This window comes from Micromonospora sp. NBC_01638, from assembly GCF_045209745.1.
Taxonomy (GTDB): domain Bacteria; phylum Actinomycetota; class Actinomycetes; order Mycobacteriales; family Micromonosporaceae; genus Micromonospora.
In genome coordinates this window covers 1,769,061-1,793,319 of record NZ_CP109273.1, presented here as the reverse complement: position 1 = coordinate 1,793,319, position 24,259 = coordinate 1,769,061, and the positions used below count along the sequence as shown (strand labels likewise).

Here is a 24,259-nt window from a genome sequence, read left to right as displayed (position 1 = left end):
GGGCACGCGACCACGCTACCGGCCCGACGCGAGGCTGTGGCGTCCCGCGCTGTGTGCCCAGCCACGATGAGAGGCGGATGCGGGGGGCACCAGTCATGCTTGTGCCCGTGCGGATCACATCTGCCCTCGTCGACCCGGCGCTGCTCGACCTGCCCTGGTCGACACCGCTGGAGGAGTGGCCTGCCCAACATCTGGTGGCCTTGCCGCAGGGCATCTCCCGACACATCGTCCGGTTCGTCCGGCTCGGTGAGTACGTCTACGCGTTCAAGGAGACTCGCGAGCGGATCGCCGAGCGGGAGTACGACCTGCTCCGGGCCCTGGAGCGGATCGACTTTCCCTCGGTCGAGGCGGTGGCGGTCGTCGCCGACCGGCAGACCGAGGACGGGGAGCCCCTCGAATCGGTGTTGATCACGCGGCACCTGCAGTTCTCGCTGCCGTACCGGGCGCTCTTCTCGCACACCCTGCGGTCGGAGACGATGAGCCGACTGCTCGACGCGCTCGCCGCTCTGATCGTGCGGATGCACCTGACCGGCTTCTTCTGGGGCGACTGCTCGCTGTCGAACACGCTGTTTCGCCGGGACGCGGGCGCCTTCGCCGCCTACCTGGTGGACGCGGAGACGGGCGCGTTGCACAACTCGCTCTCCAACGGGCAGCGCGGTGAGGACCTGGAGATCGCCCGGGTGAACATCTTCGGCGAGGCGTTGGACCTGCAGGCCGCCGGCCTGCTGCACGAGTCCATCGACCCGGAGGTGGTCTCCGAGGAGGTCGTGCAGCGCTACGAGCGGCTCTGGCACGAGATCACCTACGAGCAGGCCATCGAGCGGGAGGCCCGGCACGACATCGAGGGTCGGATTCGCCGCCTCAACGAGCTGGGCTTCGACGTGGCCGAGGTGGCCATGTCGTCCATCGACGATGGTCGTTTCCTGGTCCGTCCGAAGGTTGTCGACGCCGGTTACCACACCCGGCGGCTGCTGCGGCTGACCGGTCTGGACGCTGAGGAGAACCAGGCGCGGAAGCTGCTCAACGACCTGGACGCCTATCGGGCGGAGAGCGACCTGACCGATGAGCAGCAGGCCGCGCACCGCTGGCTCACCGAGGTCTTCGAGCCGGTGGTCCGGGCCGTTCCCGCGCATCTGCGCCGCAAGCTGGAGCCGCAGGAGCTGTTCGCGCAGATCATCGAGCACAAGTGGCTGCTCTCCGAGCAGGCCGGCCGGGACGTCGGGATGCGCCACGCGGTCCAGTCGTACCTGGCCGACGTGCTGGTGCACCGCCCCGACGAGCAGGCCGTCCTCGGCGTGGAAGTCCCCAGCCTGAGCTGAGACCCAGCCTGGTTGTCCGGGGTCCGGCTTGCTCATACGGTTGCCTCGTCGGCTCGGCGACCGGACTATCTGGGCCGCTGCCTTTGGAGCTGATGTCGTAGACGATTCAGCCCTGGTCGGTTGAGTCGGTCGGCTCGGCTGGGCCCGCGCTCCTGGGTTGCTAAGGCGCTCGTCATCTGGTCATGTCGGGTGCACGAGGACGCCGGTGACGAGACTGATGTCGTAAACGATTCAGCTCCAAAGGCTCTCTAGGTGCACTGTCGAGCTGCCCCACACGTGGGCAGGCTGCGGCCATGTGCCGACACCGAGCGTGCGGAGTTGGACCCACCCCGCCTACCGGTCGGCTACGCTTCCCGCCCGCTGCCCGGCTGCTCGCTCGCCTGTCTGCCCCGAATCTGGGGCAGCTCGACAGGCCCCCGGCGTCACTCCACCCAGGAGCCGCCGCGCAGCACCCGTACCACGTTCAGGTCGGTGTCCAGCACGACGAGATCGGCGCGAAGGCCCACCTGTAGGGCTCCCAACCGGTCGCCCAGGCCGATGGCCCGCGCCGGGGTGGTGGCCACCATCCGCGCCGCGTCGGAGATCGGGATTCCGGCATTCACGGCGTGCCGCAGCGCAGCGTCCATGGTCAGGGTGCTGCCGGCGATCGCCCCGTCGCGGGCGAGTCGGGCCACCCCGTCGGCCACGGTGACAGCCTGGCCGCCCAGCTCGTACTCGCCGTCGGGCATTCCGGCGGCGGCCATCGCGTCGGTGATCAGCGCGGCCCGGTCCGGGCCTGCGGTCGCGGTCGCGAAGGTCAGCGTGCCGTCGTGCAGGTGCACCCCGTCGGCGACCAGCTCACAAGTCACGGTGGGCGCGTCGAGCAGGGCGACCACCGGCCCCGGCTCGCGGTGATGCACGGGCCGCATGCCGTTGAAGAGGTGGGTGCCGACACTGGCGCCGGCGGCGACCGCGGCGCGGGTCTGCTCGTACGTTGCGTCGGTGTGGCCTACCGCCGCCACCACCCGCTGCGCGGTGAGCAGCTTGATCGCCTCCAGTGCGCCATCGCGCTCCGGAGCGAGGGTGACCATCCGGATCGCGCCCCGGCCCAGCTCGATCAGCTCGGCCAGCTCGTCGGTCGACGGGTCGCGCAGGTACTCCGGGTTCTGCGCACCACAGCGGGTGGCGGAGAGGTAGGGCCCTTCGAAGTGGACCCCCGCCAGCACACCCTCGTCGACCAGCGGGGCGAACGCCTCGGTGGCCGCGCGCATCAGCGGGAAGGGCGCGCTGACCAGGCTGGCCAGCAGGGTGGTCGTGCCGTGTGCGAGGTGGAAGTCGGCCGCCGCCCGGGCCTCGTCGGCATCCCCGGTGGTGAAGGTGTGCCCACCACCGCCGTGTGTGTGCATGTCGACGAAGCCGGGCAGGATCCAGTGCCCGTCACGGACCGACGGATACTCGGCCACCGCGGTGATCCGATCCCCGTCCCACTCGACGCAGCCCTGGCGGATGACACCGGTCGGGGTCACCACTCGGCCGTTCACCCGTACGGTCATCGAATCTCCTGGTGGTCACGGACGCCCACGGCGTCCAGAGCGAGCAGGGCAGCGCCGAGGCAGCCGGCCTCGTCGCCGAGGGCTGCCGCGACCAGCTGCGGCTCCCGGTGGAAGGTCATCCGCTCGTGCAGCGCCGCCCGCAGTGGGGTCAGCAGCCGGTCCCCGGCCTGGGCCAGGCCGCCGCCGAGCACGATCGTCGCCACGTCGAACAGCGCCTGCCCGGTGGCGAGGCCGTCGGCGAGCGCCTCGACCGCCTCCTGCCAGACCTGGCTGGCGAGCGGTTCGCCGGCTGCGGCCCGCTCGGCCACCTCGGCCGCCGTCACCGGAGCGTCGGCTGTCCCGCCGGCCAGGTCGGCGTAGCGCCGGCCGATCGCGGCGGCCGAGGCGATCGCCTCCAGGCAGCCGGGTCGACCGCAGCCGCAGCGCGGGCCGTCGGGCCGTACCAGGATGTGGCCGATCTCCCCGGCGGCGCCGTGGGCGCCCGCGGCGGCCGTGCCGTCGACCACGTGCGCAGCGGCGATACCGGTGCCGATCGCCACGAAGAGCACGTTCCCGGTGCCGCGCCCGGCACCGAGCCGGGCCTCGGCGAGACCACCGACACGCACGTCGTGGCCGAGCGCCGCCGGCAGGCCGAGCCGCCGCACCGCCAGGTCCCGCAGGGGTACGTCCCGGAAGCCCACGTTCGCCGACCAGACCGCGACCCCGCGCGCCTCGTCCACCACCCCGGGGACGGCGATGCCGATCGCGATCGGAGCGAACCCGTCGGCGCGGGCCTTGTCGGCCAGCCCTTCGGCTATGTCGAGGATGGTGTGGACCACGGCGGCCGGGCCCCGCGCGGCGTCGGTGGGGTGCCGCTCGGTGCGTACCGCGACGCCGTCCGGCCGAACCAGGGCGCACTTCATGCCGGTGCCGCCCACGTCCAGCGCGACGACGATCTGGTCGGTGCCCACGGTGTCGCCGTCGCTCACGTCAGCACCACCGACCGGCTCAGGTGTCGGGGCGCGTCGGGGTCGAGGCCCCGGCTGGTCGCCAGCGCGACCGCGAAGCGCTGGGCCAGGATCAGGTCGGCCATCGGGTCGACCGGGGTCCGGCCGGAGGACCAGCTGCCCAGGACCGTGCGCCAACCGTGCGTGCGGCTGTGCACGAAAGCTGCGCCGGTGGCCGCCACATCCTCGGGTAGCCCGTCGGGCAGCTCGCCGAACGCCCAGACCAGGCGGCCGGGCGCGGCCTGCTCGCGGCGGGCCGCGTACGCCATCGCCATGAACCACGACGTGCCGCAACCGACGACGGCGACCCGCTCACCGGGGCGCGGCAGGTCAGCATGGACGACGCCGGCCAGTTCGGCCGCCTCCCGCCAGCAGTCGGGTTGGCTCGCGATCTCCGCGTCCACGTACGCCATGGGAACTCCTCGCAGGGGCGATCGGTGCGCAATACGGCTCGTTAGACCCGCATTTCGCGCGTTATTCTGCGCGAGCGCGAGTGGCCGTGGCAACCGACCGGCCGATCGCGCAGGTCAGTCTTTTGCGCCAGCCTAGTTTCGCGCACTAGTGTGCACGCAATCAATCACCGTCCGTGCAGTTACTGGGAGGAGGGCCCCCGCGGTGGACCGGTATGCCAGATGGAACGCCCTGCTCGAGATGCTGACCGACAACGGCCGGGTCAGCGTCGAGGCCGCAGCCGAGCGGTTGGACGTCTCCCAGGCCACCATCCGGCGTGACTTCGACCAGCTCGCCCAGCAGCAGATGATCACGAGGACCCGGGGCGGCGCCGTCGCGAACGGTGTCTCGTATGACCTGCCACTGCGCTACAAGACGGCCAAGCACTCGGCGGAGAAGCAGCGGATCGGCGCGGCCGCCGCCGCGCTCGTCACGCCGGGCACCGTGGTCGGCCTGAACGGCGGCACCACCAGCACTGAGGTGGCGAGGGCGCTCGCCGTCCGACCGGACCTGAACACCAGTGCCGAGGGTGCGCAGCTCACCGTGGTGACCAACGCGTTGAACATCGCCAACGAGCTGCTGGTCCGGTCCCGGATGAAGGTCGTGGTGGCCGGCGGGGTGGTACGCCCGAAGTCGTTCGAACTTGTCGGACCGCTGGGCGGGGCGCTGCTGCGCGAGGTCACCCTGGACGTCGCGTTGCTCGGCGTGGACGCGATCGACCCGCAGCTCGGCGCCGCCGCCCACCACGAGGGGGAGGCGGCCATGAACAACCTGATGGTGGCCCGAGCCAAGCGCGTGGTGATAATCGCCGATTCGTCCAAGTTGGGCGGTCATGCCTTCGCCCGGATCTGCCCGGTGGAGCGGGTGGAGACGCTGGTGACCGACTCCGGCGCCGCCCCCGAGGTGGTGGACGCGTTCCGCGTTGCCGGCGTGCACGTCATCTGCGCCTGAGCGGTCACGTTCCGTCGAGGAGGTAGCCCGATCGGCGCGTCGATGCATACCGCGTACTGCGCGTGTCTGCATACCGCGTATGGTGTCGGCTGTCACGCCCATCCATCGGGGGAGGTGCAGCTTGCCAGCTGTCCTGGAGATCGAAGGTCTACGTAAGACGTACAAGAGTCGTCGACGCGGCACCCGCAACGCGCTCGACGGCTTCGACATGCGGGTCGACGCGGGGCAGGTGCACGGCTTCCTGGGCCCCAACGGGTCCGGCAAGACCACCACGCTGCGTACCCTGCTCGGCCTGATCCGGCCCGACGGCGGTCGGATGGCGCTGCTGGGGCACGAGGTCCCCGACGCGCTGTCCGCAGTCGCCGGTCAGGTCGGCGCGATCGTCGAGAGCCCGCAGTTCTTCCCGCACTTCTCGGCACGGGACACGCTGTCCCTGCTGGCCGGAGCGGGCGAGGTGCCGCAAACCCGGGTCGACGAGGTGCTGGAGCTCGTCGGGCTGCGCGACCGGTCCGGCGAGCGGGTCAAGACGTACTCGTTGGGCATGAAGCAGCGGCTCGCCGTGGCCTCGGCCCTGCTGAAGAACCCGAAGCTGCTCATCCTCGACGAGCCGGCCAACGGCCTCGACCCGGGCGGCATCCGGGAGATGCGCACGCTGATGCGCACCCTCGCCGAGTCCGGGATGACCGTGGTGCTGTCCAGCCACATCCTCGGCGAGATCCAGCTGATCTGCGACTCGGTCACCATCATCTCGCTGGGCCGGCGGGTCGCGTTCGGCCCGGTCGACGAGGTGCTCGCGCAGCACTCGTCCGGTGCGGTGCGGATCCGGCTGGAAGCGGTCAGCGACCTGCCGGCGGCCACCGAGGCGCTCACCCAGGCGGGGATCCGGGTGACCGGCCACCCGGACCACCTGATGCTGGCCGGCGTCGACAAGCCGGCCTCGGTGACGCGGCTGCTCGCCGAGCGCAACCTCTACGTCAGCGAGTTGGCTCCGATCGCCGTCGATCTGGAGAGCGTCTTCCTCGAACTGACCGCCACCGCGCCGGTACCCGGGCAGCACCGGCAGGTCGACGAGTCCATGAAGGTCGGTGGGACGGGTCAGCCCGGTGCCGCCGGGGGAGGGTGGGGCGCGTGAGCCTCTTTCGTACGGAGCTGCGCCGGCTCGCCAAGCGGCGCTTCACCCGCTATATGACACTGCTCGGCCTGCTGGTGCTGGCCGCGGTGGTGGTCGGGGTGTTCTTCACCAACCAGAAGATCGATGCCGGCCAGCTCGCCAAGGCCGAACGTCAAGCCGACCAGCAGTACCAGGAGCAGGTGCGCTGGAGCGAGCAGGAGCGCGCCGCGTGCGAGCAGGCCAAGACGGCCGGCACGACGAACGACGGCCGCTACCCGGACGACTGCTCGATGATCACGGCACCGTCCCGGGACCAGATCGAGGCGAGCTGGTTCCTGCCCTCGACGTTCGACTTCAAAGAGACGTTCGCCGAGACGCTGATCCCGTTCGCGGCGATCCTCGCCCTGGTCGGGTTCGTCATCGGCGCGTCCTTCGTCGGCGCCGAGTGGAGCACCGGCGGCATGATGAACCTGCTGCTCTGGCGACCCAAGCGGCTCACCGTGCTGCTCACCAAGCTGGCCGCGCTGCTCACCGGCATCCTGGCGGTGACGCTGCCCGCCGCGGTGCTCTGGTTTGCCGGGTTCTGGGCGGTTGCCTCGTTCCGGGGCAGCACCGAAAAGATGACCTCCGGGGTCTGGCAGTCGTTCATGCTGACCGGGGTACGCGGTGTGGTGCTGGTGTTGGTGCTCACCACCGTCGGTTTCGCCCTCGCCTCACTGGGTCGGCACACCGCGATGGCACTCGGCGGCGTGGTGGCGGTGATGGTGGTCGGCCAGTTCGGCCTGGGCATCCTGCTGTCGATGGCGAGCGTGCGGTTCGCCGAGGCATGGCTGCTGCCCACGTACGCGCTGGCCTGGATGACGAAGACGGTCACCCTCCAGGACTGGAACTCCTGCCGCGCGAACTACTACGGGGAGTGCGAGCCGGCCACCCTGGACATCACCTGGCAGCAGTCCTCCGTGCTGTTCTCGGTCGGGTTGGTGGTGATCCTCGGAGCGGCGCTCTGGGCGATGCGCCGCCGCGACATCTCCTGACCAGAGCGACGCGACGCGGCCGGCCCGGCCGTCGGGATTCCCGGCGGCGCAGGGCCGGCCGCGCCGCTTGCTGCGACCCTGGTCGACCCTGGTTAGGCTGAACGCCATGCCCGCCGACACCACCCCGACCGCCCCCGAGCCGTCCACCGACGCTCACCCGGGTGTCGCGGTGACCGGTGGGCCCACGGTCCCGACTCCCCGGCCGGCACCTTTCGTCGAAAGCACCGACGACCCCGCGCCGGACGACGAAGCAGACGCCGAGCCCAGCGCGCCAGCGGCCCAGCTGACTGAGCGGGAACGGGCCATCCTCGCCTTCGAGCAGCAGTGGTGGCGGCACGCCGGCGCCAAGGAGCAGGCCGTCCGGGACACCTTCGGGGTCTCCTCGACCCGGTACTACCAGTTGCTCAACGGTCTGCTGGACAATCCGGCTGCGCTTGTCGCCGACCCCCTGCTGATCGGTCGGCTCCGCCGGCTGCGTTCGTCGCGCGCCCGCAACCGCCGCCGCTGACGGCACCGTACCCCTGCTCGGGCATTTGGCCTGTTCCTCCCGTTGGCGGCTCCGCTTCCGGTCTTCCCGCCCTGGACGGCGGACCTACCGCATGCCGGCTGGCCAGGCGGGTAGGCGGGAGGCGTCCCGAGGTCGCCACGCGACCCCGGACTCAGGAAGGGAGCGGGGTATGACGGCAACGAACCAGAGCGGGCGAGGACAGCAGGTCCGACAGGGGGCCTCCCGGGTCGGCCAGCAGGCCACGCAGGCCGGGGGTCAGGTCGCCCACACCGCCGCCGAACAGGGCGGGCACGTGGCCGCAGAGGCGCGGCGACAGGCCCAGCAGTTGACCGGCCAGGCCACTGGGCAACTTCGGGATCAGGCGCAGACGCAGCAGCGGCGGGCCGCCGAGGGCCTGCGCGACCTGGGCCGAAACCTGGGGTCGATGGCTGAGAAGGACGGCGATTCCGGGCTGGCCGGTCAAGCGGTACGCCGGGCGGCCGACGCCGCCCAGCAGACCGCCGGGTGGCTCGACGAACGCGAGCCGGGTGAAGTGCTCGACGAGGTACGCACGTACGCGCGGCGCCATCCGGGGACGTTCCTCGCGGGCGCAGCGGTGGCCGGGCTGCTGGTCGGGCGGCTCACCCGTGGCCTGACCGCGCCGCCCTCGGGCAACGGTCAGGGTGGGAGCGCGTCCGGCGCTCCGCCGCCCGCGCAGGGCGCACCGGCGGATGCCGATCAGCAGGCGTACGTGGGGACGGCACGGGCGCAGAACGTCTCGCCCGCCGGTCGACCCGCGCCGGACGTGCCCGGCGGGGTGGCCCCGTGAGCGCCCCCGAGAAGGAACGGACCCAGGCATCGGTCGGCGATCTGCTGGGCGATGTGACCCGGGACGTTTCCACCCTGGTGCGCAAGGAGGTCGAGCTGGCCAAGGCCGAGCTCCGCGAGGAGGTCAGCCAGGCCGGTAAGGCTGGTGGCATGTTCGGCGGTGCCGGGCTGGCCGGATTCCTGGCGGTGCTCTTCGTGTCGTACGCCATCTGGTGGGGGCTGTCCAACACGATGGACCAGGGATGGGCGGCGCTGATCGTCGCGGTCCTCTGGGCCGCCGTGGCCGGTGGTCTCTTCATCAACGCCCGGACCCAGCTGAAGCGGGCACGTGCGGTTCTGCCCCGGACAAAGCAGACTGCCCGGGAGTTGCCGGACGCCCTGCGGGGCCGGTGAACGAGTCGGGAGGGAACAGGTCATGTCCAGTGATCCGGATCGGATCCGGCGGGAGATCGAGACCACCCGCAACGAGTTGAGCAATGACGTCGACGCCCTGACCGACAAGGTCAACCCGCGTCGGATCGCCGGTGACCGGGCCGGGCAGGCCCGCGGCGCGTTCACCCGAGCGAAGGAGAAGATGATGGGCAACTCGCACCATCTCGGGCAGGAAGCTGGCCAGCGAATGTCCTACGCGGCCGGCTCGGTACGCGCCGAGACCCGTTCGCTCGGGCAGCAGTCCCGCGAGCAGGCTGAGGGCAACCCGATGGCCGCTGGCCTGGTCGCCTTCGGCGTCGGCCTGCTGGCCGCCTCGCTGATCCCACCGAGCGGGCGTGAGCGGCAGCTCGCCGGACGGGCGCGGGGCATGGTCAGTGAACACTCCGATCAGCTGCGCGAGCAGGCGAGCCACGTCGGCCACCAGATGCAGGACAACCTGCGGGGGCCAGCGCAGCAGGCGGCACAGTCGGTGCGGTCCACCGCCCAGCAGGGTGCGTTCGCGGTGCGCGACCAGGGTCGCTCTGCCGCCGGTCAGGTCCAGGGGCAGGCGCATGCGGCCGCCGATGACCTTCGGCAGCGCTGACCCGAGCGCGGCGGGGCCGGCGCCGGTGATGCGGGTACGCTCCGCGTCCGCGCCGGCCCCGGGCCGACCGGTCAACGAGGACCTGGTCTTCCGGTTCGGCCCGCTGGTCGGTGTCCTGGATGGCGCGACCGTGCCGGAGGGTTTCGACACCGGCTGCGTGCACGGGCCGGAGTGGTACGTCCGGCACCTGGCCGCCCGGCTCGGCGTCGCTGAGGCGTCCCGCCCGGCGGCCCGGCTGACCAGCAACCTGGCCGCGGCCATCCTCGCAGTGCGCGCCGACCACGGCGGGCAGTGCGACCTCGACCATCCCGGCACCCCGTCCAGCACGGTCTGCCTCCTGCGAGACTGCGGGGACCAGGTGGATTACCTGGTGCTCTGCGACAGCCCACTGGTTCTGGACGCTGGCGGTCAGGTCAGCGTGGTGACCGACAACAGGCTGGACGTGGCGATGGCTGAGCTGCGGGAGACGGTAGCCACCGTGCCCGGCGGCGGGGCGGACCCGGTCACCCGGTTCCGGCACGCCGTGAGTGTGCAGCGGGAGCGGATGAACCGCACCCACGGCTACTGGGTGGCGGCCTCCGACCCGGACGCGGCCTTCCACGCGGTGACCGGGACGATGCCCCGGCGAGGTCCGACGGCGCTTCGCCGGGCGGCCCTGCTCAGTGACGGCGCGTCCAGCGCGGTGGAGCAGTTCGGGCTGACCGACTGGGCCGGTCTGCTGGATCTGCTCAGCGCCGACGGGCCGGGCGCGTTGCTCGACCGGGTCCGGGACGCCGAGCGTGACCACCCTGATCGGCTGCGCCGGCACAAGCCCACCGACGACGCCTCGGTGGTGTTCTGCGACTTCAGGCCGACGAACCGAGCACCAACGGTTGACAACAGAGCGTGAGGAGTGACACCCGGGCCGCCTGACCGGCCGGTACCGATAGCCGGACCGCCAGTGCATCGCCATTGGGGTGGACTTCGGCCAATGAGGGCGGCAGACTGCGGCACGTGGCGGGTGCGGTCCGGTTGGAGCCGGTGGACGAGCAGAACCTGGAGCCGTTGCTCTCCGTAGCGGCTGCCGAGGCGGAGCCCTGTGATGTCATGCCTCCGGTCGAAGCTCCCGCTGGCTGGTCGCTCGCCCGCCGCGAGGCGTTCCGAGAGTTCCACCGGGCGAGCTTCGACGGGCTGAACGGCCCGACTCGCACCCAGATGTACGCGATCCTCGTCGGCGGCGAGGTGGTGGGCATGGTGCGGATGACGCGCTGTGACGAGCCCGGCACGGTCGAGACCGGGATGTGGCTCGGTCGGTCGGCACGTGGCCAGGGGATCGGCGCGTCCGCGCTGCGGGAGCTGTTGAACGCCGCCGCTCGGGCGGGCATGCGGGCCGTGGTGGCCGAGACGACCCGGGACAACGTCGGTGCTGTCGCCGTGTTGAAGAAGTGCGGGGCCACCCTGCACGACAAGGGCGGCAAGGTGCGCGCCGAGATCTGCCTGGATTCGACGCCGCCCGTGCTCTGATCACTCCCGGTTGGCGGCGTACGCGGCCAGCCAGGCGACCTGGGCTGGGTCCAGCGACGGGCGTACCCGTGCCCGCGCGCTCGCCACGTGCTCGGCAGTGACGGTGGCGGCAGCCAGCGACTCCCGCATGGCGGCCAGTGCCGCCTCCCGGATCAGCGCCGCGCAGTCCGCCGCGGAGAAGCCGGTCAGCTCGTCGCCGAGGACGACCAGGTCGACGTCCGGTGCCAGCGGCACCTGCCTTGACGCGGCCCGCAGGATCTCCGCGCGGGCAGGCCCGTCCGGCGGCGGCACGTAGACCAGCCGCTCCAACCGGCCCGGCCGCAGCAGCGCCGGGTCGATCAGGTCCGGCCGGTTCGTCGCGCCGACCACCACCACGTTGCGCAGCGTCTCCACCCCGTCCAGTTCGGTGAGCAGCGCGGCGACCACCCGGTCCGTGGTCCCTCCGTCGGTGGCCTGGCCGCGTACCGGGGCCAGCGCGTCCACCTCGTCCAGGAAGATCAGGGTGGGGGCCGCCTCCCGGGCCCGACGAAACAGCTCGCGGACCCCGCGTTCGCTCTCGCCGACCCATTTGGAGAGCAGTTCCGCGCCCTTCACCGACAGCACGTTGGCCCGCCCCGACCCAGCCAGTGCGGTGACCAGGTATGTCTTGCCGCAGCCCGGTGGTCCGTAGAGCAGCACGCCGCGCGGCGGTTGCACCCCGAGCCGGGCGAAGGTGTCCGGGTAGGTCAGCGGCCACAGCACCGACTCGGTCAGCGTCTGCTTGACCTCGTCCAGGCCACCCACGTCGTCCAACGTCACCGAGGCCAGATCCAGGGTCGATGCCGCCATCGTGGTCGGCCGGACCACCTCCAGGGCGGCGGTGAAGTCGGCCATCGACACCGTCGGCGTCTCGGCGGACTTCTGCCGCAACGCCGCGCGCACCCCGGCCTCCCGGACCAGCGCGGCCAGGTCCGCCGCGACGAACCCGGGGGTACGCGCGGCCACCTCGTCCAGCCGGACGTCGTCGGCCAGCGGCATCTGCCGGGTCAGCACGGTGAGCTGTTCGCGGCGCAACGCCTGGTCGGGGAGCGGGATGCTGATCCGCAGTGACAGCAGGTCGGGCGCACGCAGTGCGGGGTCGACCGCCTCCGGTCGGCCGGTGGTGCAGACCACGGCGACACCGGCTCGGATGCTCTCCGCGAGCACCTGGCGGAACACCGTCGCCACCGGGCCGGGATCGTCCGCCGGCGCGAGCGCCTCGACGTCCGAGACCAGCAGCACCGCCGGTCCGCCAGCTCGGGCCGCCGTCGCCGCTGCGCGCAACCGGTCGGCGGCGGCCTGGTTGGCCAGCGCGGCCACCTCGGGTGCCCAGAGCGGGTGGACGCAGGCGCCGACCCGGGCGGCGACGGCCCGAACCAGCGCTAACTTCCCGGAGCCGGCCGGGCCGACCAGCAGCACCCCCAACGAGATGGTGGTGCCCAGCCGGCCCAACACCTCCCGGTGGTGGAAGCCGAGGTCGAGCAGCTCGTTCAGCTCCTCGGCCTGGGCCCGCAGCCCGGGCAGCTCGTCGACGTCGGGCGCGTCGTCGGGCGGCTCCACCGCCGGGACCGCGTCAGTCGTCGCGCGCGGCTGGGCCGGCGGGGCGTCGACCGGGGCGGTCCCGCCGTGGGTGGCCGGGCCGTGCTCCCAGGCGATCGACGTGTCCATGGTGACCAGCGCGCCGGCGTCCGGCTCGACCGTGACCACGGTGAGCAGGGTGCTGGTCCAGGCGAAACCGACCGTGTTGGCGAGGCTGCGTCGAGCTGCCTCGACCAGGCTGCGCACCGAGGCGTCCGGCAGCACATCCTGCGGCAGCAGCGACACGTCGTCGCCGGCGGTGAGCACCTTGCCCAGCAGGGCGAGCCGGAGCATCTCCGGGCTGACCGCCGCGACCACCCCCACCGGGCCGGCCAGGATGACCCGGCCCGCGGGGATCAGCGGCACCGGGGACACCCGCACCTGACCGCCGTCACGCAGGCCCAGGTTGCCCAACGTCAGGTCGTCGGCGTACAGCAGGGCGCTGCTGGCGCCCGGCGCGGCCGCCGCCACGATTCCGGCCGTCTCCCGGCGGCCGGCAAGCCGGACCGGGTCGCCGGGGCGCAGCCCCAGCGCGGTGAGCGCCTCCGGGTGCAGCCGCACGATGCCCCGTCGGGCGTCCAGCGCGGCCGGCCGGAGGCTCGCCGTCAGAGTCAGGTCGGGTTGCGCCACCGCCCGACCGTAGCCGCCGGCAGCCAGTCCCGCCGGTCAGCGCCGCGGATCCAACTCGTCCAGCAGCGACGGGTCCCGCCGGATCAGCTCCGCCAACCGGGCCGCCGGGTCCGGGGTCAACCCGTCCGGGCCGGGCACCCAGGCGGGCACCGTCCGACCGGACAGCGGCCAGGCCGGCGGGGGTTCCACCGGGGCCGCCGGGGCCACCGGCCCGACCGTGACGTTCGGTCCGTCCCAGGAGACCCGCAACGGGTACGTACGCCCGGCGTGCTCCACGTGCAGGGTGACCGTCAGCCCGGGATAGGCGCCGACGACCTGGCGGACCGCCTCGGCCACGTCCTCGACCGGCCCCCACCCGGCCACGTCGCCCGGGGCGTCCACACCCGCGTGGCGGGCGTCGTGTCGGCTCGGTCCGGCGTTGCGGGTGTCGCCGCGATGGGGCCCGACCTGGTCCGGTGGTGGTGCGGTGTCGTCACGGTCGTTGGCCCGCCGGCGCAGCGCCTCCTCACGCCGGGCCAGTCGGGCCAGCGTCTCGTCCAGGTCGCCCCTCACCAGATCCACCCCTTCCCGCCTCGGCCGGAGCCGGTTGGCTCAGGCCCTCCTGTCCTGGGTAGCACGGTCCAGCGCGCGGTCCAGGACGACCAGCAGGGCGTCCCGCACCGAGAGCCGGTCCCGGGCGTCGAACTGGACCAGGGGAACCTGGTCACCGATGGCCAGCGCCCAGCGGATCTCGCCGAGTTCCAGGGCCAGCCGACCGTCGAAGGCGTTGACCCCGACCACGAACGGCAGCCCGGCCCGTTCAAAGAAGTCGATCGCCGGAAAGCAGTCGTCCAGCCGTGCGCTGTCCACCACGACCAGTGCGCCGAGCGCTCCCCGGGCGAGGTCGTCCCACATGAAGCCGAACCGGGACTGACCCGGCGTGCCGAACAGGTAGAGCTTCAGGCTGCGGTCGATGGTCACGCAGCCGAAATCCATCGCCACCGTGGTGGTGGTCTTGGTGGACCGGGCACCCGGGTCGTCCACACCGATCCCGGCGGTGGTCATCTCGGCCTCGGTGGTCAGGGGCGCGATCTCGGAGATCGCACCCACGGTGGTGGTCTTGCCCACCCCGAACCCACCGGCGACCAGAATCTTGACCGGGATCGGCGGTGCGGCCGGTTTGCCGACCGGTGGCCGCGTCGACCCCGTGCCGGACGGCGGCTGGTACGGCGGCGGCGGTGCGGTCGGCTGCGGGCTGGCACGCCCGACGATGGGCCCGGTGCCCGGCGACATGCCGTAACGGGCGGCGGCGCTGTTTGCGGCGGGCCCGCCGAGCGGGGCGACCGGTCCTTCAGGAGATCGCACGGAGTCCATCAATCACTCGCAGGATGAGGTTGGGGTCGAAGGCGTCGTCGGCGTCGGTGACGTGCACGTCCAGGTGTCCGGCTGCCCGTAGGTCACCGACCAGGACCCGGGTCACGCCGAAGTGCAGCCGGGTCCGGGCAGAGATCTCGGCCACCGAGATCGGCTCGGCACAGAGCGCGATGATCGCCTGGAATTCCGGTGCCAGCAGGGTGCCGGGCGGGCCGGCCCACCAGCCGCTCTCCGTGCGGGCGGTCACCTGCGTCTCCAGCCCGATCGCCGGGTCGGCACCCGCCACCCGTCCGGAGGTGAGCACGAATGGACGGGGGCCGGACGGCCGACCACCGTCCGGCTCCGGCTCCGGCAGTGTTGGTGTCGCCGCCGCGCCGTCCCCGGTCGGGGGTGGCGTGCGCAGGTACGGGCGGATCCGGACCCGGGGATCCGGGTCCGGATCCCCGCCGGCGACGTCGGGGGTCACTGCTGGACGGCGTTCTTCAACTCGACGATCAGCCGCGGGGTCAGGGCGCCACCGGCCCGCCCGGCGAAGAGCGTCATCTCGTATGCGACGGTGCCCAGGTTCGCCGACCGGTCGGCGACCACCCCGAGTACGGAACCGCTGCTGATCGCGCTGATCAGCAGGTAGCCGTCGGCCATGTCGACGATCACCCGGTTCAGACCGCCGAGCGCGTACCAACTGGCCGCCCCGCCGGCGAGGCTGGTCATCCCGGAGACCACGGCGGCCAACCGCTCCGCGTTGGACCGGTCCTTGATCGCCGACATGGCCATCAGCAGGCCGTCCGAGGAGACCGCGATCGCCTCCAGGACCCCGGCGGTGCTGGAGGTGAAGGAGTCCAGCAGCCAGTTGAACGTACGGGCCTCCGGGCTGAGGTCCCCGCTGGCACTGGGCTGGCTCTGGTCGACGTTGTCGTGCAGGAAGGGGCTGGTCACCGTGATGATCCTTCTTCGTTCCGGCGGTCTGGGCTGACTTCGCGGAGAGCGCGGGCGACGCCCGCCTCGAACTCGGTGATGAGATTGCGGACCTCGGCCGGGTTACCGAGGTGCGTACTGGGTGGCTGGCACGCCGGGACGGCGGTGAGGTTCGCCCCCGGCACCCGTCGGCTCAGTCGGGGCCGACTCTGGGTGGCATCGGCCGAGCCAGCGCTATCCGCCACCGTGGGGCCGGCGCCGCCGGGTGTGCTCGGCAGGTCGACGCTCGGCGGCGCCGCGGCCGACCCGGCACTGGCCGCCTCGGCCCGGCGTACGCCGGCCTGGAACGCCTCGACCAGCGCGCGGGCGGCGGCGGGGTCCGCGCCGGTGGCGTCCACCGGCCGGGTCGAAGCGGCGGCGGCGTGCAGGCTGGCTCCGGGCACCCGCTGCCGGACCCGCGGCCCGGACGGCGTGCCCGATGGTTCCGGACCCTCGGGGGTGGGAGCGGTCTGCTCCGGTTGACCGGCGTCGAACGCGTTCCAGGACGGTCCGGCCCCCAGGCTGCGGGTGGCCCGGCTGAGCAGGTCCGAGTCGAAGCGCGCCGGCGTGGCCACGGCTGCCGTGAGGGACAGCGTGCCGGGGTCGGGGGTTGCCGCCGTACGGCGGTCTCGTTCCGGCACCGCGGCCCGGGCCACGGTGGCCCCGGCCCGGTCGGCGCGGCGCAGCACCAGTGACGCCGACGGGATCTCCAGGTGTGCGGTCACCCCACCACCGACGGTCCCGGCCAGGCCCACCTCCCAGCCGTGGCGGCGGGCCAACCGGCCCACCACGAAGAGACCGAGCACCTCGGTCGGCGCCAGGTCGAGCCGTTCCCGGCGGGTGAACCGGGCGTTCTCCTCGGTCAGCCGCTGCTCGCCCATGCCGATGCCGTGGTCCACCACAATGATCCGCGCGCCGAGGCCGGACGCCTCGGCGGCCACCAGCACCCGGGTGTGTGGCGGGGAGAAGACGGTCGCGTTCTCCATCAGCTCGGCCAGCGCCAGGATGAGATCGCCGACCACCGCTGGCGCGGCTGAGATGCCCGCCGGTACCCGCACCTCCACCCGGGTGTAGTCCTCGATCTCACCGAGCGCCAACCGGACCACATCGGCCAGCGGCACCGGCGCGGTGTGCGCGTCGGCCCCGGCCGAGCCGGAGAGCACCACCAGGCTGCCGGCGTTGCGTCGCAATCGGCTGGAGATATGGTCGAGCCGGTAGAGGTGTTCCAGACGGCCCGGGTCGACCTCCTGCTGCTCCAACCGGTCGATCAGCGCGATCTGCCGGCCCACCAGGTTCTGGGTGCGCCGCCCGACGTGGCCGAACATCTGCGCCACGTTGCGTCGGCCGGCGACCTGCCGCTCGACCAGCTGCGCGGCGGTGCTCTGCACCCGGTCGAAGGCCCGCGCCAGGTCGCCGATCTCGTCGTTGCCCCGGATGTCCACCGGCTCCAGCCGGACCGGTTGAGGGCTCTCCGTCTCGTCGTCGGTGACCCGGACCAGCTCCGCCTCGGCGACCCGGGCGACCCGGTCGGCCGAGCGGGTGAGTCGGGTCAGCGGTCGGGCCACCGTCTGCGCGACCACCGCGCTGAGCAGCACCACCAGGGCCAGGATCAGCGCCGCCGCGGCACCGACCAGGTACGCGGCGGTCAGCGCCCGCCGCTGCTCGGCGTTCACCTCGGTGAGCACGTCGGCGACGAGCTTCTTCTCCACGAACTGACCGAGTCGGATCATCGTGCGGACGGCCGGGAAGAGCACCTCCATCGGCACGTCCCGAACGGCGCCGGCCGGGTCCCGGGCGCTGGTGGTCAGGAAGTCGGGGCTGGTACGCGCGGCCACGGCCGCGTCGTTGAGCTGAGCCACCTTGAGCTGCTCTGGCGTGATCAGGGTGCGGAAGCGTCGATTGTCGACCTCAAGCCCGGCGATGCACGCCACGTATGCGGCGTTGGTGTCCGGGGTGCCGATCGCCTTGACCAGCACGCTCAGGGTGGAGCAGGCGCCCAGGCCCTCGTCGGCGCGCAGCAGCCCGTCGAGGGCGAGCACCTGACGGCCCGCCTGCGTTTCGGTGTCCACGCCGAACACCAGGCGCAGTGAGTCGATCAACCCCACGTTGACCGGGCTGAACGCCTCCATCACCTGGGCCGGGTTCGCGGTCCGGGCCAGCACGGCCGTGCGCAGGTCGACGAGGCTGGACACCCCGTCCAGGGCGCGGTCGACCCGGTCGGTCAGCGCGTCGTTCCCTCCAGCCCGTAGGTCGGCCACCCGGTCGTCCACGTCGGCGGACGTGAGGACCAGCTCGCTACGTCCGATCCGGCCGAGCAGGAAGCCGACCGAGAGGATTCGTTCCTGCTGAAGGTCCTGGACCAGGCTGCCGACCCGGCTCGCGAGCCGGACCCGGTCGGCGGTGTCGCCGGCCCGCTGTGCCGCGGCCACCCGGTCGAGCATCACGGGCACGGCCAGGCCGATCATGCTGAGCAGCGGGATCACCACGAGCAGCGCGAGTTTGCCGCGGATGCGGAGCCTACCGAGCAGCATCGAATGCCCCCCACTGCGCGGTCTCCGGGTCACGGGCCGCGCCAGCCGATTGCAGCGTTCGCGGGTCGGGGGCCGCCGGTTGCCAGGGGTCGCCCTGCGAAGGGGTGTCGGAGGTTTCCGCGTGGGTCGCGGCCATGGCGGCCCGGCGCCGGGCCCGACGAGCGGCGGTGATCAGCAGCGCGGCGAGCCAGCTCAGCAACAGGCCGGCGAACACGCCCGCTCCGGCAATCAGCCAGCGGTCCCGGTCGAGTTCGTCGATGCGCTCGACCAGCAAGGCGTCCAGTTCCGCGAGGATGACCGGTTGAAGCTGGCGGGCCGCGTGGTGCGTGTTGAGCGCGGCAGCACCCAACTGGCCGGGGTCCAACACGCCCGTGCCGTTGGCCGGGGCGGAGTAGGCGGCCAACGCCTCCACCGAACGTTGGTAGGTGTCCAGCGGCGTCAGCACGTTGGCGCCGAGATCGGTGCTCTCCGAGCCCTCCACGGCGGAGCGCAGGTTGTTGATGAGGTCGGTGGCGGGTGACAGGGCGGCCACCCGCAGGCCGGTCAGCTCCATCAGGCCACGGGGTTGCTCGGCGGCCGGCCGGCGGGAGACCAGCGTGCCCAGATCGGCGAGCCGACTGGCGGACACCACCGCCTCGGGCAGTTCCTCGCCGGCGCTGTCCTGGAGGTAGTAGGAGTCGGCCTCGGGATCGCGTACGAGCCCGGAGCTTTCTCGGACCTTGTCGTGCAGGGCCAGTAGCAGGTCGGCGGCCTCGCTGTACGCCGTGTAGGCGGACTCCGGGTCGGCGGGGCCGGGGGCACGTAGCGCCTCCAGCTTGGCCCGGACCCCGGCCCAGCGTTCCTGGCTGAGCAGCTCGACGCCGATGCGAGCGTCCACCGCGGCGACCTCCTCGACCGCCCGGTTCAGCGCCTCCCGGGCGACGGGGCGACCGTTGACCGCGGCGGACTGGGCCTCCACGAGGGCGTCGGTGACCGTGGCCAGAGCGCTGAGGTACTGCACGCCGAGCCGTTCCCGGGCGGCCAGGTCCCGGTCGTCGGTGGTCTGCCGCCAGGTAGACGTGAGGAGCAGGCCCACCGGTGCCAGCAGTGCCCCGATGAGCAGTAGCGGCAGCAGTCGGCCCAGCGCGGACGACCGTCGACGGGCCCGCGGCGCGGGGACTGTCATGTGTGTGTCTCCTCGGCGTGGGGCGCGGATCGGCGCAGTGTCGGGTTCACCGACGAGTCCCGTGCACCGGACCGGAAAACTAACCGAATGCCCCGCTGGTCGGCCCTTGGCCGATGAGTCAGGTTCGCGTCAGTTCGAGCGATGTCACCATTTGTCTGCGTTACCGGCACGTTCTGTTTCATCAGTGGGTGTGACATGGAGGGATCGATGTGGATATTTGCCGAAGATCGGAATTCACGGGATCCGAACTCAACTCACTGGGCCGCGTCGGACGATGCGCGCTCGCATCTCATCGACCACCGATCGGGGTAACCGGACGGACGTACGGCGGATCTCAGCCAACGCTCAGGCTGTGGGCCGTAGCGTGTGCCGCATGACATCGCCGTCGCCGGCCGCGTGGTTCCGGCGTGCCCTGCCCACCCGTCGCCGCGCGGTCGCCGCAGGGGCGGTCGTCGTGCTGGTGGCCGCCGCCGTGACCTGGGCGGTGTGGCCGCAGGGACCGGGCGTACGCAGCGAGAGCGCGATGCTCACCGTCCGCTCCGGACCGACCGGCGACCAACCGGTGGAGCTGGACACGACGTTCTACCTACCGGGTGACGCCTCGTCCGGTCGGAAGGTGCCGGCGGTGCTGTTGGCACACGGGTTCGGCGGCACGAAGGAGTCGGTGCGCTCCGACGCGGAGGAGTTCGCCGGGCGCGGCTACGCGGTGCTCACCTGGACCGCGCGGGGCTTCGGGCGCAGCGGCGGCGAGATCCACCTGGACAACCCGGACTACGAGGTGCGCGACGCTCAGCGGCTGCTGGACTGGCTGGCCGCGCGACCGGAGGTGTTCACCAACGCCGCCGGTGACCCGAAGGTCGGTGTGGTCGGCGGCTCGTACGGCGGTGGGTTGGCGTTGCTGCTGGCCGCCCAGGATCCCCGGGTGGACGCGATCGTCCCCATGATCACCTGGAATGACCTGTCCCGGGCGTTCCTGCCGGAGAGCACCGGCAGAGCGCCGACCGAGGGTGTGTTCAAGAAGGGCTGGGCTGGCCTCTTCTTTGGCGGCGGGGGCAACGTGGGTTCCGGCCCGACCGGGCTCTCCGGCGGGACCGCAGCCCAGCCCGAGGGCGCACCGGCGTCGGCCGGCCCGCCCAGCCCGCAGCCGGGCGCCGGCCCGGGCACCGGTCCCGGTGGCGCCCCGGCCGGTGCCGCCGACCCGTCCTGCGGTCGGTTCGCCGCCGACGTGTGCGCCGCGTACCTGCGGATCGCCACCACCGGCCAGGCCGACCAGGCGGCCGTGGACCTGCTGCGCCGCTCCAGCCCGGCGGGTGTGCTGGACCGCATCAGGGCGCCCACCCTGCTGGTACAGGGCGAGGCGGACACGCTCTTCCCCCTCGGTGAGGCGGACGCGAACGCGCGCGGCATCGCCGCCGCCGGCACCCCCGTGAAGGTCGCCTGGTTCACCGGCGGGCACGACGGCGGTGCCGGCCCCCGCTCGGACTCGGACCGGGTGAAGTTCCTGACCGTCCAGTGGCTCGACCACTACGTCAAGGGCGGGGGCGACGCGCCCGGCGACGACTTCACCTGGTCGCGGATCGCCGGCTTCGACGCGCTCGGCCGGGGTCTCGTCGCCATCGGCTTCCGCCGCGCCGACTACCCGGGCCTGACCGGCACCGCCCGCCGGGACGTCCCGGTCGCCGGCCCCGCACAGCCGATCGCGAACCCGCCGAACGGCAACCCGGCCGCCATCTCCTCGATCCCGTTCGCCGGCGGGCTCGCCTCGCTGCTGGACGGCGTGGCTGGCGACGTGCCCGGCCAGCACGCCCGGTTCGAGTCGGCGCCGCTGACCGAGGCCGTGGACGTGGCCGGTGCACCCACCGTCACCCTGCGGGCCGCATCGCCGACCGGTGAGGCGGTGCTCTTCGTCAAGCTCTACGACGTCGACAAGGACGGCGCGGCCACCCTGCCGAACGGGCTGGTCGCCCCGATCCGGCTCACCGGCCTGCCGCAGCAGGTGCAGGACGCCCGCCCGGTCACCGTGACGCTGCCGGGGATCGTCCGGCGGGTGGAGGCCGGGCACCGGCTGCGCCTGGTGGTGGCAAGCTCCGACCAGGCGTACACCACGCCTGCCCAGCCGATTGTCTACACCGTGGCGGCGGACGGCGCCCTCACCCTGCCCACGGTCAGCGGTGAGCCGATCCCCACCGCGGCGACGCTCTGGCGCTGGGTGCTCGCCGGCCTGCTCGCCGCCATCGCGATCGGCCTCGTCGTGGTCGTCGCCGTGGTCCGCCGCCGGCACCGCCGCAAGGACCGCTCGGTGCATCCGGAGTACGCGGACACCCCGCTGGCCGTGCGCTCACTGCGCAAGGAGTACGCGGACGGCTTCGTCGCGGTGTCGAACGTGGACTTCGAGGTGCACCCGGGTCAGGTGGTGGGTCTGCTCGGGCCGAACGGTGCCGGTAAGACCACCACGCTGCGGGTGCTGATGGGGCTGACCCAGCCGACCGCCGGGGAGATCTACGTCTTCGGTCGCCGGCTGGTGCCCGGCTCGCCGGTGCTGTCCCGGATCGGCGCGCTGGTCGAGGGGCCTGGTTTCCTGCCGCACCTGTCGGGTCTGGACAATCTGAAGGCGTACTGGCAGGCCACCGGACGGCCAGCCGAGGACGCGCACTTCGACGCGGCCCTGGAGATCGCCGGGCTGGGCGACTCCGTACATCGGAGGATCAAGAACTACAGCCACGGGATGCGCCAGCGCCTCGCCATCGCCCAGGCCATGCTCGGCCTCCCCGAACTGCTGGTGTTGGACGAGCCGACCGACGGGCTCGACCCACCGCAGATCGCCGAGATGCGCCGGGTGCTCCAGCAGTACGCCACAGAGGGCCGGGCGGTGCTGGTCTCCAGCCACCTGTTGGCTGAGGTCGAGCAGACGTGCACGCACGCGGTGGTGGTGAACAAGGGCCGGATCGTGGCGTCCGGGCCGGTGGAGGAGATCGTGGGCGAGTCGCCGAGCGTGCTCTTCGACGTCAGCGACCCGGTTGCGGCGCGGGCGGTGCTGGCCCGGCTGCACGGAGTCCGCGTGTTGCCGGAGAGCGACGGCCAGTTGGTGGTCGACACCAACGGCACGGCCCGCAGCGAGGTGGTGGCTGAGCTGGTGCGTGCCGGCATCGGAGTGGACCGGGTGGTGCCCCGGCGACGCCTGGAGGACGCGTTCCTCGCCCTGGTGGGCGAGAACTCTCGGGGAAGCGGTGACCGATGATGGCTGGCTCTTCCGTCGACACGCCGGTGGGCGTGCCCGACCCGGCCGGTGCGGCCAGCGGCTACCGGCCGTCGGCAACCATGCCGTTCGGGGCGGAGTTCCGCCGACAGGCGTCCCGGCGGCGGACCCAACTGGCGCTCGGGTTCATGGTGCTGCTGCCACTGATCATCCTGGTCGCCTTCCAGTTCAACTCCGGCGGCAACAACGACAACGGCAACAACGAGTTCGCCAGCCTGGTCGACCTCGCCACCTCGGGTGGGCTCAACTTCACCCTGTTCTCGATCTTCGTGTCGGCGTCCTTCCTGCTGGTGGTGGTCGTCGCGCTGTTCTGCGGCGACACGGTTGCCAGTGAGGCGAGCTGGGGCAGCCTGCGCTACCTGCTGGCGATCCCGGTGCCCCGGGCCCGGTTGTTGACGGTGAAGCTCGTGGTCGCGCTCGCGTACTCGGGGCTGGCTCTGGTTCTGTTGGCCGGCACCGCACTGCTGGCCGGCACCCTGCGCTACGGCTGGTCGCCACTGCGCAGCACGGTCGCCGCCGAGTTGGAGCCGACCGAGGGGTTGCTCCGGTTGCTGGCCGTGCTCGGCTACCTGGCGGTCGTACTGCTGGTGGTGGCCGGGCTGGCGTTCCTGCTGTCGGTGACCACGGACGCCGCGTTGGGCGCGGTGGGTGGTGCGGTGTTGCTCTGGATCCTGTCCAGCATTCTGGACCAGATCACCGCCCTCGGCGCGGTGCGTGACTTCCTGCCCACCCACTTCAGCGCCGCCTGGCTGGGGTTGCTCTCGACCCCGGTGCAGACCGACGACGTGGTGCGCGGCTGCATCTCGGCGATCAGCTACGCGACGGTGTTCTGGGGGTTGGCGTTCTGGCGCTTCACCCGCAAGGACATCACCTCATAGTCGGCTGTCGGGCGGGCTCACCGACGACGGCACCGCGCTGGGTGCCGGCGGCGGTGCCGGCCGAGTCGGCAAAGATGTGGACGGGTCGGCCTTCTTCCAGGCGCTGACGCCGATCCGGCCGGTGTTGCCCAGGTCGATCGGCCCGTCCGGGTCGACCTCTTCGGCCGGCTGCCCGGCGGCGGGTGCCACCGTCAGAAACTCGCCGTTGGTGGCCACCACGGTCGAATCGGTGACCAGGTTGCGCCAGAGCACCACGGCGGTGGCCCGCTCGTCGGGGGCGAGCGTGACCTGCCGGGGTGGCTGGTCGAAACCCATGGTGATCTCTTTGGCGCCATTGACCACCTGCAGCATGATCGGCTCGCGCTGCTCGTCGTACACGTGCAGCACCGGGTATCCGTTGAGCTGGTAGGGCTGGTCGCCGCAGTTGGTGAGCTCCAGGCCGAGAGCGCGCAGGCCCATCGCGGCGTCGCCTCCGGTCGACCGGATCTGGACGCCGGACGCCGGGCACGGGTCGATGCTCGCTGACGGGCTGGGCGCGGTCGGCGGCTTGTTCGGGCCGTCCCCGGCCTGGCTCCGATCGTCCGTGGGAGTGCAGGCGCCGAGGACGAGAGCCGCCGCGACCGTCACGCTGATCCGTCGCCATGCTGCGATGTCACGGGAGATCATCCGTTGATCCTCGC

Annotated in this window: 24 protein-coding genes; 13 read left to right on the top strand and 11 right to left on the bottom strand. The window is 72.3% G+C overall.

Annotation, left to right across the window (positions count from 1 at the left end):
• Positions 1-53: 53 nt before the first annotated feature.
• On the top strand, positions 54-1,319 hold the full coding sequence (locus OG811_RS08490) for a DUF4032 domain-containing protein (protein ID WP_406073174.1): 1,266 nt from the start codon (positions 54-56) through the stop codon (positions 1,317-1,319).
• A 422-nt stretch (positions 1,320-1,741) separates the two neighbouring features.
• On the opposite strand, the gene nagA is transcribed toward OG811_RS08490, so the two are convergent.
• The 3 genes from nagA to OG811_RS08475 are packed head-to-tail and all read right to left on the bottom strand — an operon-like array spanning position 1,742 to position 4,250.
• Positions 1,742-2,851: an N-acetylglucosamine-6-phosphate deacetylase gene (nagA, locus tag OG811_RS08485; protein ID WP_406073172.1), complete on the bottom strand. Its 1,110-nt coding sequence runs from the start codon at positions 2,849-2,851 to the stop codon at positions 1,742-1,744.
• Positions 2,848-3,819 carry an ROK family protein gene (locus tag OG811_RS08480; protein ID WP_406073170.1) on the bottom strand — a complete coding sequence of 324 codons (972 nt, stop codon included), beginning with the start codon at positions 3,817-3,819 and terminating at the stop codon, positions 2,848-2,850. The genes nagA and OG811_RS08480 overlap by 4 nt, the downstream gene beginning before the upstream one ends.
• Positions 3,816-4,250 carry a hypothetical protein gene (locus OG811_RS08475; protein WP_406073168.1) on the bottom strand — a complete coding sequence of 145 codons (435 nt, stop codon included), beginning with the start codon at positions 4,248-4,250 and terminating at the stop codon, positions 3,816-3,818. The genes OG811_RS08480 and OG811_RS08475 overlap by 4 nt, the downstream gene beginning before the upstream one ends.
• 202 nt (positions 4,251-4,452) lie before the next feature.
• Here OG811_RS08475 and OG811_RS08470 point away from each other — a divergent pair, with 202 nt between their 5' ends.
• The 9 genes from OG811_RS08470 (at position 4,453) to OG811_RS08430 (ending at position 11,216) form a co-directional block, all read left to right on the top strand.
• Entirely contained in the window at positions 4,453-5,238 is a 786-nt protein-coding gene (locus tag OG811_RS08470) for a DeoR/GlpR family DNA-binding transcription regulator (RefSeq protein WP_406073166.1), read from the top strand.
• A gap of 121 nt (positions 5,239-5,359) precedes the next feature.
• Positions 5,360-6,370, top strand: a complete 1,011-nt coding sequence (locus OG811_RS08465; protein ID WP_406073164.1) for an ATP-binding cassette domain-containing protein — start codon at positions 5,360-5,362, stop codon at positions 6,368-6,370.
• Positions 6,367-7,383 (top strand): ABC transporter permease subunit, encoded by a 1,017-nt coding sequence (locus OG811_RS08460; protein WP_406073162.1) that lies wholly within the window; start codon positions 6,367-6,369, stop codon positions 7,381-7,383. Before OG811_RS08465 ends, OG811_RS08460 begins: the two co-directional genes overlap by 4 nt.
• A gap of 106 nt (positions 7,384-7,489) precedes the next feature.
• On the top strand, positions 7,490-7,891 hold the full coding sequence (locus OG811_RS08455; RefSeq protein ID WP_406073159.1) for a DUF3263 domain-containing protein: 402 nt from the start codon (positions 7,490-7,492) through the stop codon (positions 7,889-7,891).
• 169 nt (positions 7,892-8,060) lie between these two features.
• A complete protein-coding gene (locus tag OG811_RS08450; RefSeq protein WP_406073158.1) occupies positions 8,061-8,699 on the top strand; it encodes a hypothetical protein in 639 nt (212 codons plus the stop codon).
• Positions 8,696-9,091 (top strand): phage holin family protein, encoded by a 396-nt coding sequence (locus OG811_RS08445; protein ID WP_406073156.1) that lies wholly within the window; start codon positions 8,696-8,698, stop codon positions 9,089-9,091. The genes OG811_RS08450 and OG811_RS08445 overlap by 4 nt, the downstream gene beginning before the upstream one ends.
• A gap of 22 nt (positions 9,092-9,113) precedes the next feature.
• Complete coding sequence (locus OG811_RS08440) at positions 9,114-9,713, top strand: DUF3618 domain-containing protein (RefSeq protein ID WP_406073154.1); 600 nt, start codon at positions 9,114-9,116, stop codon at positions 9,711-9,713.
• The gene (locus tag OG811_RS08435) at positions 9,694-10,602 is read left to right on the top strand and encodes a hypothetical protein (protein WP_406073152.1); all 909 of its coding nucleotides are present in this window, start codon (positions 9,694-9,696) and stop codon (positions 10,600-10,602) included. Before OG811_RS08440 ends, OG811_RS08435 begins: the two co-directional genes overlap by 20 nt.
• 104 nt (positions 10,603-10,706) lie before the next feature.
• Positions 10,707-11,216, top strand: coding sequence for a GNAT family N-acetyltransferase (locus OG811_RS08430; protein ID WP_406073150.1), 510 nt, complete (start codon positions 10,707-10,709; stop codon positions 11,214-11,216).
• Here OG811_RS08430 and OG811_RS08425 read toward each other — a convergent pair whose 3' ends face one another.
• From OG811_RS08425 to OG811_RS08395, 7 genes are read right to left on the bottom strand one after another with little or no spacing between them, the layout of a single operon-like run.
• Complete coding sequence (locus OG811_RS08425; protein ID WP_406073148.1) at positions 11,217-13,442, bottom strand: AAA family ATPase; 2,226 nt, start codon at positions 13,440-13,442, stop codon at positions 11,217-11,219. It abuts the gene before it with no gap.
• A 36-nt stretch (positions 13,443-13,478) separates the two neighbouring features.
• The gene (locus OG811_RS08420; protein WP_406073146.1) at positions 13,479-13,994 is read right to left on the bottom strand and encodes a hypothetical protein; all 516 of its coding nucleotides are present in this window, start codon (positions 13,992-13,994) and stop codon (positions 13,479-13,481) included.
• 39 nt (positions 13,995-14,033) lie between these two features.
• Positions 14,034-14,795: a GTP-binding protein gene (locus OG811_RS08415; RefSeq protein ID WP_406073144.1), complete on the bottom strand. Its 762-nt coding sequence runs from the start codon at positions 14,793-14,795 to the stop codon at positions 14,034-14,036.
• A complete protein-coding gene (locus OG811_RS08410) occupies positions 14,773-15,261 on the bottom strand; it encodes a DUF742 domain-containing protein (protein WP_406073142.1) in 489 nt (162 codons plus the stop codon). The genes OG811_RS08415 and OG811_RS08410 overlap by 23 nt, the downstream gene beginning before the upstream one ends.
• The gene (locus tag OG811_RS08405; RefSeq protein WP_406073140.1) at positions 15,258-15,731 is read right to left on the bottom strand and encodes a roadblock/LC7 domain-containing protein; all 474 of its coding nucleotides are present in this window, start codon (positions 15,729-15,731) and stop codon (positions 15,258-15,260) included. Before OG811_RS08405 ends, OG811_RS08410 begins: the two co-directional genes overlap by 4 nt.
• Positions 15,728-18,280 (bottom strand): nitrate- and nitrite sensing domain-containing protein, encoded by a 2,553-nt coding sequence (locus OG811_RS08400; RefSeq protein WP_406073138.1) that lies wholly within the window; start codon positions 18,278-18,280, stop codon positions 15,728-15,730. The genes OG811_RS08405 and OG811_RS08400 overlap by 4 nt, the downstream gene beginning before the upstream one ends.
• Positions 18,267-19,445: a hypothetical protein gene (locus OG811_RS08395; RefSeq protein WP_406073136.1), complete on the bottom strand. Its 1,179-nt coding sequence runs from the start codon at positions 19,443-19,445 to the stop codon at positions 18,267-18,269. Before OG811_RS08395 ends, OG811_RS08400 begins: the two co-directional genes overlap by 14 nt.
• Before the next feature lie 141 nt (positions 19,446-19,586).
• Between OG811_RS08395 and OG811_RS08390 the strand changes: the two genes are divergently transcribed.
• From OG811_RS08390 to OG811_RS08380, 3 genes are all read left to right on the top strand, one after another.
• Complete coding sequence (locus tag OG811_RS08390) at positions 19,587-19,757, top strand: peptidase inhibitor family I36 protein (RefSeq protein ID WP_406073134.1); 171 nt, start codon at positions 19,587-19,589, stop codon at positions 19,755-19,757.
• A gap of 61 nt (positions 19,758-19,818) precedes the next feature.
• Positions 19,819-22,683, top strand: a complete 2,865-nt coding sequence (locus tag OG811_RS08385) for an alpha/beta fold hydrolase (protein WP_406073132.1) — start codon at positions 19,819-19,821, stop codon at positions 22,681-22,683.
• On the top strand, positions 22,683-23,579 hold the full coding sequence (locus tag OG811_RS08380) for an ABC transporter permease (protein ID WP_406073130.1): 897 nt from the start codon (positions 22,683-22,685) through the stop codon (positions 23,577-23,579). Before OG811_RS08385 ends, OG811_RS08380 begins: the two co-directional genes overlap by 1 nt.
• Here OG811_RS08380 and OG811_RS08375 read toward each other — a convergent pair.
• Positions 23,574-24,245, bottom strand: a complete 672-nt coding sequence (locus OG811_RS08375; RefSeq protein WP_406073128.1) for a DUF4232 domain-containing protein — start codon at positions 24,243-24,245, stop codon at positions 23,574-23,576. The genes OG811_RS08380 and OG811_RS08375 overlap by 6 nt on opposite strands.
• Positions 24,246-24,259: the final 14 nt, after the last annotated feature.